This window comes from Brevibacillus reuszeri (assembly GCF_001187725.1).
GTDB lineage: Bacteria > Bacillota > Bacilli > Brevibacillales > Brevibacillaceae > Brevibacillus > Brevibacillus reuszeri.
Genome location: NZ_LGIQ01000009.1, coordinates 1,222,355 through 1,234,349, shown reverse-complemented (window position 1 = coordinate 1,234,349; position 11,995 = coordinate 1,222,355). Strand labels below are relative to the sequence as shown.

13 protein-coding genes are annotated in these 11,995 nt (G+C 47.7%); all 13 read left to right on the top strand.

The features are described from left to right. The first annotated feature begins 4 nt into the window (after window positions 1-4). The 13 genes from ADS79_RS20160 to ADS79_RS20100 all read left to right on the top strand — a co-directional run bounded on the left by ADS79_RS20160 (window position 5) and on the right by ADS79_RS20100 (window position 11,992). On the top strand, window positions 5-439 hold the full coding sequence (locus tag ADS79_RS20160) for a peptidylprolyl isomerase (protein ID WP_049740167.1): 435 nt from the start codon (window positions 5-7) through the stop codon (window positions 437-439). A 139-nt stretch (window positions 440-578) separates the two neighbouring features. After that, complete coding sequence (locus ADS79_RS20155) at window positions 579-1,247, top strand: site-2 protease family protein (protein WP_049740166.1); 669 nt, start codon at window positions 579-581, stop codon at window positions 1,245-1,247. A 19-nt stretch (window positions 1,248-1,266) separates the two neighbouring features. Beyond that, window positions 1,267-2,034: a segregation/condensation protein A gene (locus tag ADS79_RS20150; RefSeq protein ID WP_049740165.1), complete on the top strand. Its 768-nt coding sequence runs from the start codon at window positions 1,267-1,269 to the stop codon at window positions 2,032-2,034. Continuing rightward, a complete protein-coding gene (gene scpB / locus ADS79_RS20145; RefSeq protein WP_049740164.1) occupies window positions 2,024-2,608 on the top strand; it encodes an SMC-Scp complex subunit ScpB in 585 nt (194 codons plus the stop codon). The genes ADS79_RS20150 and scpB overlap by 11 nt, the downstream gene beginning before the upstream one ends. 95 nt (window positions 2,609-2,703) lie before the next feature. Further along, the gene (locus ADS79_RS20140; RefSeq protein WP_049740163.1) at window positions 2,704-3,882 is read left to right on the top strand and encodes a D-alanyl-D-alanine carboxypeptidase family protein; all 1,179 of its coding nucleotides are present in this window, start codon (window positions 2,704-2,706) and stop codon (window positions 3,880-3,882) included. Continuing rightward, entirely contained in the window at window positions 3,875-4,465 is a 591-nt protein-coding gene (locus ADS79_RS20135; RefSeq protein ID WP_049740162.1) for a nucleoside recognition domain-containing protein, read from the top strand. The genes ADS79_RS20140 and ADS79_RS20135 overlap by 8 nt, the downstream gene beginning before the upstream one ends. Before the next feature lie 13 nt (window positions 4,466-4,478). Continuing rightward, a complete protein-coding gene (locus ADS79_RS20130; RefSeq protein ID WP_049740161.1) occupies window positions 4,479-5,012 on the top strand; it encodes a spore maturation protein in 534 nt (177 codons plus the stop codon). A gap of 113 nt (window positions 5,013-5,125) precedes the next feature. Continuing rightward, complete coding sequence (locus tag ADS79_RS20125; protein WP_049740160.1) at window positions 5,126-5,875, top strand: pseudouridine synthase; 750 nt, start codon at window positions 5,126-5,128, stop codon at window positions 5,873-5,875. Window positions 5,876-5,984: 109 nt separating this feature from the next. Then, window positions 5,985-6,512 (top strand): thiol-disulfide oxidoreductase ResA, encoded by a 528-nt coding sequence (resA, locus tag ADS79_RS20120; protein WP_049740159.1) that lies wholly within the window; start codon window positions 5,985-5,987, stop codon window positions 6,510-6,512. An 8-nt stretch (window positions 6,513-6,520) separates the two neighbouring features. Beyond that, window positions 6,521-8,149 carry a cytochrome c biogenesis protein ResB gene (resB, locus tag ADS79_RS20115; protein WP_049740158.1) on the top strand — a complete coding sequence of 543 codons (1,629 nt, stop codon included), beginning with the start codon at window positions 6,521-6,523 and terminating at the stop codon, window positions 8,147-8,149. 23 nt (window positions 8,150-8,172) lie between these two features. Continuing rightward, entirely contained in the window at window positions 8,173-9,402 is a 1,230-nt protein-coding gene (gene ccsA / locus ADS79_RS20110; RefSeq protein ID WP_049740157.1) for a cytochrome c biogenesis protein CcsA, read from the top strand. 84 nt (window positions 9,403-9,486) lie between these two features. Further along, window positions 9,487-10,203 (top strand): response regulator transcription factor, encoded by a 717-nt coding sequence (locus tag ADS79_RS20105; protein ID WP_049740156.1) that lies wholly within the window; start codon window positions 9,487-9,489, stop codon window positions 10,201-10,203. A gap of 1 nt (window position 10,204) precedes the next feature. Continuing rightward, window positions 10,205-11,992 (top strand): ATP-binding protein, encoded by a 1,788-nt coding sequence (locus tag ADS79_RS20100; RefSeq protein ID WP_049740155.1) that lies wholly within the window; start codon window positions 10,205-10,207, stop codon window positions 11,990-11,992. Window positions 11,993-11,995 lie beyond the last annotated feature (3 nt).

Genomic DNA, 11,995 nt, shown 5'->3' with positions numbered 1-11,995 from the left:
ACATATGAAAAAAGCACATATCACCATGGAAAATGGCAATGAGATCGAATTGGAGCTGTTTGATCAAGAAGCTCCTGGAACAGTAGGTAACTTTGAAAAGCTGATCAACGAAGGCTTCTACAACGGCCTGTCTTTCCACCGTGTGATCCCAGGCTTCGTAGCACAAGGCGGTTGCCCGCATGGAACCGGTACTGGCGGCCCTGGCTACACAATCAAATGTGAAACCAAAGGAAACCCGCACAAGCATCTGCGCGGTGCGCTCTCCATGGCGCATGCAGGAAAAGACACTGGCGGAAGCCAATTCTTCATCTGCTATGATTCCTTCCCTCACCTTGATGGCGTACATACGGTATTTGGCCGCATCACTTCCGGTATGGAGCACGTGGACGCGATCAAGCAAGGCGACAAAATGAGCACTGTAAAAGTGGTAGCTGAATAATAAGCTGCTAAGTCAAACACCGGCGCCGAAAGGGTGCCGGTGTTTGTTTTCTCTCTATGAATACCAAAAGCAGAATACTTGTAAGCCTATCCATCTGCTGGTATCCTAGAAGGTAGACGATTTTTCTGAGGAGGAACCAATGGATCTTTTTCACTTTGAATGGAATACGGTGCCGTTTCGCTTAATCGCATTCGTCATCGCTTTCTCTTTACACGAATGGGCGCACGCCTTTATCGCTTGGAAGCTGGGTGACAGCACAGCCAAGGATGAGGGACGCCTGACATTGAATCCAATCCCGCACATTGATCCATTCGGTTTGATTCTCATTCTGTTTGGTCCGTTTGGATGGGCGAAGCCAGTTCCAATCAATCCGCTTCATTTTCGTGGAAACAAGCGCCTGGGCATCGTCTATGTTTCAGCAGCAGGCCCGCTTATTAACCTCGTGCTCTCGATCATTTCCTACACCATATTCATTTTGATGGGCTATTACGGCGTCACGCAGGGAATGGGTGAGAAAGCCGTATTTGCGATCGAGCATACCATGCAATATTTGGTGACGATTAACGCTGCTTTGTTTATGTTTAACCTGTTGCCTGTTCCTCCACTGGATGGCTACAAAATCCTGCGCTTCCTGTCTCCGCGCAGCTGGGACGGGGTATTCTACAAGTTTGAAATTTACGGACCGTGGATCTTGTTATTGCTCATCTTTATTCCGGGAATCCGCTCGATTATATTTGATGTTCCATTCATGATGGTAATCATGGGGGTTCAGGGAATCGCGCAAAGCATCGCAACACTGTTTATTTAGAGGAAACGAGGGACTACTGTTGGCATACAGCATTAAACTGGATTCCTTTGAGGGCCCACTCGACCTGTTACTTCACTTGATTGACAAGGCCGAAGTGGACATCTACGACATACCAGTAGCAGAGATTACCGAACAATATCTTGCGACAATAGACACGATGCAGCAGCTACAACTGGATGTTGCGAGTGAATTCGTAGTCATGGCGGCAACCCTCCTCTCTATTAAAAGCAAAATGCTGTTGCCAAAGAAAGAGGAACACGTCTTTCAACAGTTCTTGGATATGGACGTAGAAGAGATCGACCCTCGCGAAGAGCTGGTTGCTCGTCTTTTGGAGTACAAGCGTTACAAGCTGCTGGCAGCACAACTGCGCGAAATGGAAATTGGGCGCAATCAGGTGTTTACACGCCCGGCAGAGAATCTGGCTCCTTACGTACGAGAGGAAGACCATACCGTAAAGGATGTATCTCTCTACGATCTGATAAATGCGCTGGAAAAGCTGGTGAAGAAGGTCAAGGAAAAAGAACCGATTACCAAAGTCTCGCGTGATGAAGTCTCTATTAAAGACAGGATGAAAGAGATTCGTCATCTTGTTCGCGGAGTCGGTGGTATGGTTCGTTTCTCCCAGCTATTCACAGGTGGTGCTACTCGTTCGGAGATTGTCACCACTTTTCTTGCGCTGCTTGAGCTAATGAAGGCAAAAGAAATTACTTGTATTCAAAATCAACTCTTTCAAGATATTATGATTTGTGAAAATGGATCGAAAGGAGCCTCAAATGATGGACTATGACAAGCTGAAAGGCGTCATTGAGGGCTTGTTGTTCATCTCGGGTGATGAAGGAATCGACGCCAAAGAAATTAGTGAAATCACCGAGGTATCCGAAGATGTAGTTGTCGACGTGATTGAGGATATGAAAGCGGACTTTCGCAGGGCGGGTCGTGGCATTCAAATTGTGGAGGTAGCCAAAGCGTACCAGTTGACCACACTGCCTGAGCATGTCCCTTATTTCGAGCGTTTGGCAACATCACCGGGACAATCGACGCTTTCCCAGGCTGCCTTGGAAACATTAGCGATTGTTGCTTATAAACAACCATTGACGCGATCTGAAATCGAGGAAATTCGTGGTGTAAAATGCGAAAAGGCATTAAATACCCTTTTGTCGAAGCAGCTCATTCGCGAGGCGGGCAGGGCAGAAGGAATTGGACGTCCGATTCTTTATGCGACGACAAAAGATTTCCTGGAACATTTTGGGCTGCGCGAGCTTGGTGACTTACCGGAGCCGCCCATCAATCTCGACATCGAAGAGGCGCGCTTGGAAGCATCCGCACTCTTTGGAAAAGCAGAGGAACCATCAAACGACTAGTTACCTGGACAGTTTTTCGTACTATCAAACGACTCGTCCCCATATACTTTGTACAAACTATGTATCGTTGTACTTTTGTGATGGGGAGGACGTTTATGAACGTGCGAAAACAGCTGTCCGGCGTGCTCGTCGTTTTTCTTTTGATACAGCTATTAATCGGGCCGGGGGGCGAGGCAAAAGCAGCGGGCTCTCCTCCTGGCCTTTCCGCAGAGGGAGCGGCATTGATAGATGTGACGAGCGGCAGAATTCTCTATTCAAAAAATGGAACGAAAAAGATGAGGATCGCCAGCTTGACGAAGACCATGACGGCGATTGTGGCTATCGAGATGGGTAAGCTGGACGCGGAGGTTACGGTTCCACCTGAAGCGGTTGGTGTAGAGGGGTCTTCGATCTACTTGAAGCGATCGGAAAAGCTGACATTAGAGGAGCTTTTATATGGGCTGATGCTGCGTTCAGGCAATGATGCAGCGGTTACAATCGCCACACATATTGGCGGCTCCGTACCAGGCTTTACTTACTTAATGAATGAAAAGGCTGCCCTCATCGGAATGGAGCATACGAATTTTACAAACCCCCACGGTTTGGACGATAGTAATATGCATTATTCTACAGCAGAAGATATGGCAAAGCTGTCAGCCTATGCGCTGCATAATCCTACCTTTCGAAAAATCGTTTCGACGAAGGTGAAGGACATCTCCTGGGAGGGAGAAGAGTGGGATCGACGGCTTTTGAACAAAAACAAAATGCTGCACCTGTACAACGGTGCGGATGGAGTCAAAACAGGCTATACGAAGCTGGCAAAGCGATGCCTCGCTTCATCGGCAACTCGTGATGGCAGGCAGCTTGCGACGATCACTCTGAATGCTTCCGACGACTGGAACGATTCGGCTAAGCTCATGGACTGGGGTTTTAGCAACTTCCCGCTGAAAAAGCTGGTGAGCTTGGGAGAAAACGTACAGCCGCAAACACCGGTAACGATGGAGGCAGGTACGCATTTAGTCGCGATGAATGCTTTTCAATACCCGCTGCAATCATCAGAGGAGGCGGTCATGCGTACGAAGGTGGTCATGGGGGAATCGAATGTAACAGCCAAGATGGACGGTCAGCTGATCGGTTTTCTCCAGTTCTATCTCAAAGACGATATGATCGGTCAAGTACCGTTGAAAGTGGATGTGACTGAGCAAACCTGGACGTCGCCACAAGCACAATCAGGTTCGCAAACCTTTTGGCACAAGCTGTGGGACTTGATGGCGGGGGGGCTGTGGAGTGCTTAATATCATCTGGCTCGCCCTGATTGTGATCAGTATCGCAGTAGCCGCAGCAACAGGAAGGATTGAAGCAGTTAATCAGGCTGCATTTGAGGGAGCCAAAACAGGCGTAACAGTTTGTTTTGGTCTCCTCAGCATTTTGGCATTTTGGATGGGGATCATGCGCATCGCAGAAAAGTCAGGCCTTTTGGAGCTGCTCGCTAGGATTCTTTCGCCAATCATTTCGCGTTTGTTTCCCGATGTTCCAAAAGGCCACCCAGCTATGGGATATATTTTGTCGAATATGAGTGCGAATTTGCTAGGGCTCGGGAACGCTGCTACTCCGATGGGATTGAAAGCGATGGAAGAATTGCAAAAGCTGAACCCGGACAAACAAACAGCCTCACCTGCGATGTGCACATTGCTCGCTATTAATACAGCGAGTATTACGATTATTCCAACAACAATGATTGCCATCCGCATGCAATACGGGTCTGTGAATCCGGTAGAAATCGTGGGAACGACCCTGCTCTCATCCTTTGCTGCTACGATTGTTGCCTTATTGATTGACCGCTGGTATCGCTATCGGCACATAAGACGTCACCGATAAAGGGGGAATGCACATGTACCAATGGGTATCCCTGCTCTCCCTTTGGGCCATTCCCGTAATGATAGCCTTTGTGCTGCTCTACGGCTGGAACAAACGGGTTCCGGTTTATGAGACGTTTGTGGAGGGTGCAAAAGGGGGGCTTACGACTACCATTCGTATTTTGCCTCATCTGATCGCGATGATGGTTGCTGTGACCATGTTCCGGGAATCAGGGGCGCTTGAGCTGCTGCTTGGTGCGATCAGACCAGTGCTGGATGCCATTCATGTTCCAGAGGAGATTGTTCCTTTAGCATTGCTCAGACCAATGACAGGGACAGGTTCACTGGCAATTGCGACTGATTTGATTGCACAGTACGGACCGGATTCTTTCCTTGGACGATTGGCCGCGACTATGCAAGGGAGCACAGACACTACGCTATATGTGCTCACGGTCTATTTTGGTGCAGTCGGTATCCGAAATTCGGGATATGCCTTGAAGGTAGGGTTATGGTCTGATCTGGCTGGTGTCATTTTTTCCCTACTGGTTGTTTCATATGTCTTCTCCTAAATGCACAATTTCACAGAATCCGACAAAAACTTCCCTCTGCCCGGGGAAGTTTTTCCCTTTTTCTTGTCCACACTGGTAAGAATGGGTATGATGTTGTAGAGGTGATCCATACGATGGAACGTTTACAAAAAGTCTTGGCACATGCTGGAGTAGCCTCTCGTCGCCATTGTGAAGAGTTGATTGTACAAGGCAAGGTACAAGTGAACGGCAATGTGGTTCGTGAGCTGGGGACGAGAGTGAACCCGCAGAGCGACCAGATCGTGGTGAATGGAAGAAGAATTCAGCTGGAGCAACACGTGCATCTTTTGCTGTACAAGCCGACAGGGGTTATTACGAGTGTCACGGACCCGCAAGGACGACGGGTCGTAACCGATTTGTTAAAAGGGATTAAGGAACGGGTATACCCAGTAGGTCGTCTGGATTACGACACGTCCGGCCTTCTTCTCTTGACGAATGACGGGGAGTTGGCAAACAAGCTCGCTCACCCCAGCTACGAAATTGATAAAGTATACCGGGCATGGGTCAAAGGGATTCCAACGCCTGAAAAGGTAAAAAAGCTTGCAACAGGTATCCGCCTGGAAGACGGCATGACTTCGCCAGGGGAAGCGAGGCTTCTGAAAGCAGATGTGAAGGCAGGAAAAACCTTGATCGAGCTGACGATCCATGAGGGGCGTAACCGACAAGTGCGCAGAATGTGCGAGGCTATCGGGCATCCTGTTATCACGCTGGAGCGCATCCGCCTTGGATTTCTTACATTAGAGGGGCTTTCGTCCGGGCAATTTCGTCCGTTGACCACTACGGAAGTTGAGCTTCTCCGACAAGGACTGGTCAAAAAGAAGCGGGATGGAGGCCACAAGCGCTGATCGTTCAAAATCTGTTCATAAGTTATGCGCTGGCGGAAAAACTAGGAACGCTATAATAGAAAGGAAAACCTTGCATTTTCTATAAGGAAGAGATGGGAGTTTGGGCAACATGAACAAAAGTAATCGTACATACGTTCGAATTGCTGTATTGGGCCTTTTGCTCGTGGCACTTGTCTTTGCTCTCTATTCCAGCTTTGTGAAAGATCCACAAGCTGTCAAAGTAGGGAGTGATGCTCCGAACTTTAGCCTGGAGCAGCTAAAAGGACAAGAGATGGCTCTTGGTGATTTGAAAGGGAAAGGCGTCGTGCTGAACTTCTGGGGTACTTGGTGTGAGCCTTGTAAGGAAGAAATGCCCGCTTTGCAAGCTCAATACGATAAGTTTAAGGACAAAGGACTTGTTGTACTGGGTGTAAACATCGGAGAATCGCCGATCGCTGTTGAGCCATTCGTCAAGCAATTCAATGTTTCCTTTCCGATTTTGTTAGACCGACAATCGCAAATTACGAAGCTGTATCGGATCGGACCGATTCCTACTACTTTTTTCATCTCGCCAGAGGGAGAAGTAAAGGAGATCTTCATCGGTCAACTAAATGAAGCAATGATTGCGGACAAAGTGTCCAAAATTTTGCCTAAGTGAGGATTGAAATGGATCAGCGAAAATGTGAATGTGGGCATACGAATCCCGTTGGAACGTTGCTCTGCGAATCTTGCGGAAAGCCGCTAGACATAGTAATTTCGGAGCAGACGGCATTTCCAGACATGCGCTATGAGGGCATGGCAAGACGTTCTCAAACCTACACGAAAAAAATAATTGATCGGGTTTGGAATTATTTTTCCTCGGTTAAAATTGCAATCGGTATCATTATTGTCATCCTGGTCGCTTCTGCGGTTGGAACCATTTTTCCACAACAGCAATACATTCCTGTCCCTGTCCCGACTGAGGCAGATGTTGCACGCTTTTACACCAATACGTACGGGACTCTCGGTACGATCTACTATCAATTAGGCTTCCACAACCTGTATTCTTCCTGGTGGTTCGTTACACTCCTGGTCATGCTTGGTACATCATTAGTCATCTGTAGTCTCGACCGTGTAGTTCCACTTTACAAGGCACTCAAAAAGCCTCGTATCAATCAGCACAAATCCTTTCTGAAAGGTCAAAAGCTATTTGCAGAAGGAGAGCTTGCTCCAGGTACGGACCAGGCAGAATTACTGGCTGGCTCTGCAGCGGCATTGCATAAGAAAGGCTACCGCATTTTCCAGACTGACCGTGCATTGATGGCGGAAAAGGGGCGGTTTAGTCGGTGGGGTCCTTATATTAACCATATCGGCCTGATTCTTTTTCTGATTGGTGTTTTGGCACGCAGCATTCCAGGCTTTTTCCTGGATGAGTATGTCTGGGTACGCGAGGGAGAAACAGTAGCGATCCCGAATACGCCTTATTACATGAAGAATTTGCAATACACGACGGAATACTGGTCTGAGGATGAAATGCCGGTCAAGCTTGAGCTGAACGGCGGAGCCATCGCGAAAAATTACCAGACCGATGCCATCTTGTACATAAACAAAAATGCAGAATTGCCAGGAGCAAAGCCTGATCTTGTAGAAATTAAGAATGGGCCGATTGTCGTAAACCATCCGATGGTATACGAAAGTCTTTTTTTGTATCAGTCTGGTATGCAAGAGATGCAGCTGGGTGCATTGAATTTCAATCTCATGGACCTGAAGAACGGAAGTAAAGAAGTAGGCAAGATTAAAGTTGATTTGTACAATCCAGCGCAAGAGCAAGACATTGCTGATGGGGTAAAAGTGAGGGTGCTGGATTACTTCCCGGACTTCATTATGGGGAAAGACGGAAAGCCAGCTACTAAAACGAATTTGCCTAAAAATCCAATGGTTGCTTTTGAAGTACTGGACCAGAAAAACAAGCTGAGTGAGAAGATGGTTTATTTGCAAGGCTCGATCCTTACGCAAAAATCCGATCCCAAATATGGAATCGAGATCAAAATGCCTGATCTGATTGACATCTCAGGTATCAACGTGCGTATGGATAAAGCGGTTCCATTGATTTATTTCGGCTCGTTTATCTTTATGATAGGGGTCGCGATGGGCTTCTTCTGGCAGCATCGACGGATTTGGGTTCAATTCCAGGACGGTACGATTTTGATGGCTGCGCATACGAACAAAAACTGGTTTGGCTTGCGCCGTGAAGTTGACGGACTCGTTGAACAGATGAAATTCCCTGTGACGATTGAAGAAAAATCGAAGGCTTAGAGCTTCAAGGAGGTACACTTGACGTGCAGCTCATCCAATTGAGTGACTGGTTATTGGATATAGCGTTTGTGCTCTACGTGATTTCGTCTATCGTGTTCGTCGTTGCGATGACAGGAAAGAACTGGGCTGGACGCGATCCTAAGCAACATGAAAAACGATTCGGTACGATAGCTTATCGGTTGGCTGTCGTGGGCTTCATAGCTCAAACAGGTTATGTTATTGCACGCTGGATTGGTGGAGGACACAGCCCAACGAGTAATATGTTTGAGTTCATGGCATTCTTGGATTACTGTATTATCTTGGCTTACCTGATCATTTATCGGATTTACAAGCTGAATGTCATCGGTGCCTTTGTACTTCCTTTAGGCGTGATCATGTTGGCCTACTCCTATGTTTTTCCAAAAGATGTAACGCCTTTGATTCCATCCTTGCAAAGCTACTGGTTGCATATTCACGTAACGACTGCAGCTTTGGGTGAGGGGATACTTGCCGTAGGCTTTGCAGCAGGCTTGATGTATTTGATTCGCACCGTACCCCAGCACGTCTCGACCAAAAGTACAAAATGGCTGGAAGTCGTGCTTGCCGTTGTTCTGATGCTGGTAGGGTTCATCCTGATGGAATCGACCTTCGCCAGAATGGATCAAAAAACGGTATTTGAAATGAATCAGCCACAGCCAAATATGCTTGGGCAAATGGAAAAGGTAAAAGCGGAGTATACAATGCCTGCTCTGGTAGCCCCTGCTGATTCGACGATCATCAAGGCTGGACCGATGTCGCCATTGTTCAGTGCTCCATCGTGGATGGAGGGCAAGGATGCGGCACGTAAATTGAATACGATGCTGTGGTCAGTCATCACCGGTGTTATCTTGTATGGCGGTCTGCGTCTTATCTTCCGCAAGCGGTTGGGGGCAGTCATTCAACCGTCAGTTGATGGCATCGAGCCAGACCTTCTGGATGAAATCAGCTACCGCGCAATTAGTATCGGGTATCCGGTATTTACACTAGGGGCATTGATTTTTGCAATGATCTGGGCGCAAGAGGCATGGGGGCGTTTCTGGGGCTGGGACCCGAAAGAGGTTTGGGCTCTCATTGTTTGGCTCTTCTATAGTGCATATTTGCACTTGCGACTGTCTCGCGGATGGATTGGAGCCAAATCTGCCTGGATGTCCGTGATTGGATTTGTCATTATTCTAATCACACTGGTAGTCGTCAATCTGGTCATCGCAGGTCTGCACTCTTATGCTGGTGTGTAACCCGTCAAAAAGCTGGTCTTGCTGCCAGCTTTTTGGACTATCTTTAATCGGATTTAGAAATCATAAAGTCAAGAGGTGTAGAGAATGGAAAAATTGGCACGTATTCTCGTAGTCGATGACGAAGAACGTATCCGTCGACTGTTAAAGATGTACCTGGAGAGAGAAAACTTTTTGATTGATGAGGCAGATAATGGAGAACAGGCTGTCGAAATGGCAGTTGGCAGCGACTACGATATTATTTTGCTGGACCTGATGCTGCCTGGTATGGATGGAATTGAAGTCTGTCAGCGAATTCGTGAATTCAAAGCAACACCGATTATCATGTTGACGGCAAAAGGAGAAGAAACGAATCGTGTACACGGCTTTGAAGCAGGTGTAGACGACTATGTTGTAAAGCCATTCAGCCCACGTGAGGTTATGTATCGAGTGAAGGCGATTTTACGCCGTTCATCTGCTACTGCCTATTTGAAAACCGAAACGTTCAACAGCCATTCCGTACTCGTTTTCCCGGAGCTGACCATCGATCACGATGCGCATAAGGTGATTGCAAGTGGTCAAGAAGTAAGTCTGACTCCAAAAGAGTACGAGCTTCTTCACTATCTGGCGCTTTCCCCGGATAAAGTGTTTACACGCGAAGAACTACTGAAGGATGTATGGCACTACGAATTTTTCGGCGATCTGCGGACAGTAGATACACACATCAAGCGTTTGCGCGAAAAACTAAACCGCGTCTCTCCTCAAGCGGCTAACATGATCGCTACAGTATGGGGTGTCGGTTACAAACTAGAGGTGCCTAAATAACGTGGACGTCTTTTTTCGCAGCGTAGTTGGAAAGCTATGGATGACCATCATTGCACTATTCGCACTGGTCTTAACGATATTCAGCCTGCTACTCGTGCAATCCTTTGACAGCTTTTATAACGCACGGCAAACGAAAAATTTGCAAGAGCTTGCAGAGGGCTTGTCAACTGGCTTGGAAGCAAGCAAGGATAAGCAAACGGCACTGGAGATGGCTTCGACGTTTGGCCTGGTGCATCATACGGGTATGATTGTTTTGGATGAAAAGCGCGAAGTCGTTGGAAAAAGTGAAGGTAAGGGTCTGCCAGAGATTCCGGTAGAGCAATTGCTGAGTGCACCGGGCTTAAAGCTGGATCAGGCTTTGGCAGGGAAACATCCTGCGCCGGACAGGCTATATGTGCAGATTGATACGGCCGGCTCCCCGGATCGCTCTGGAAATCTCCAGCTGTTAGCCGTTGCGGTGCCGCTAGAGATATCTACCGGAAAGCAAGGATCAGTGGTCATGTACCAGGCGATTGAAGATTTTGATGATACCGTCAGTGAAGTCAGATTTCTAATTTTTGTCGTAGGTGTGATTGGATTTGTTTCAACGACGGTATTTGCTTTCTTTTTATCCTCGCGAATTACGATTCCGTTGCGCCAAATGAAAGAGACGGCACATCGTATTGCAGAAGGAGATTTTCACGCAGAAATCCCGATCAGAACCACTGACGAGATGGGGGAGCTGGCTTTGTCATTTAATACGATGGCGAGTAAGCTTAATCAACTGGTCGATGCCCTGTCCAAGGAAAAGGAACAGCTGGCCAGTGTCCTGCGCAGCATGGTAGATGGTGTCGTATTGATCGATGAAAATGGGAAAATTGCAGTGAAAAATCCTCCTGCCGAGCGCTTCCTGCGCGATTGGGTATACCAGAATGCGGATGAACAGGTCCCGCTGTTTTCCTTCTATCAAAAGGTTCAGACCGGAGAAGAAGTGATTGAGGATATACCAGTGCAAGGTCGCATCTGGGCACTTGTTATGGTACCACTTAACGACCGAAACCAGATTCGCGGTGCTGTTGCGGTTATGCGAGACATCACACAAGAGCGTAAATTGGATAAAATGCGGAATGATTTCGTAGCGAATGTCTCTCACGAGCTGCGAACACCGTTATCCATGCTGCAAGGCTACAGTGAAGCGATTGTGGATGATATCGTAGCAACACCGGAAGAGCATAAGGAACTGGCAAAGATTATTTATGACGAATCAGTTCGCATGACCAAGCTTGTAAATGAGCTGCTGAGTCTGGCGCGCATGGAAGCCGGTCACGTAGAACTACTCCAGGAAACACTTGAACTGCGTCCGTATTTAGAGCGTATTCAGCGCAAGTTTACGAATTTGGCGAGAGAGCGGGACATTCATCTGCTGCTCGAAATGTCTACGACACATAGTCATGTGCATATCGACCCTGATCGCATGGAACAAGTGCTTACAAATCTTGTTGACAATGCGCTCAGACACACTCCGAGTCAGGGCAGTGTCATCATCCGGGCACGCGGAGATAAAACCTTACTACTAGAAATCAGCGACACGGGCAGTGGCATTCCACAGGAAGATCTGCCGTTTGTATTTGAACGCTTCTACAAAGCTGACAAAGCGCGTACGCGTGGTCGGTTAGGCGGTACGGGTTTAGGTCTTGCGATTGCGAAAAATATCGTGGAAGCGCATGGCGGAACCATCAGTGTCCAAAGCAAATTGGGAGAGGGAACAACGTTTACCATTGCTCTGATGTTGCAATCGAAAAACAAATAGGAG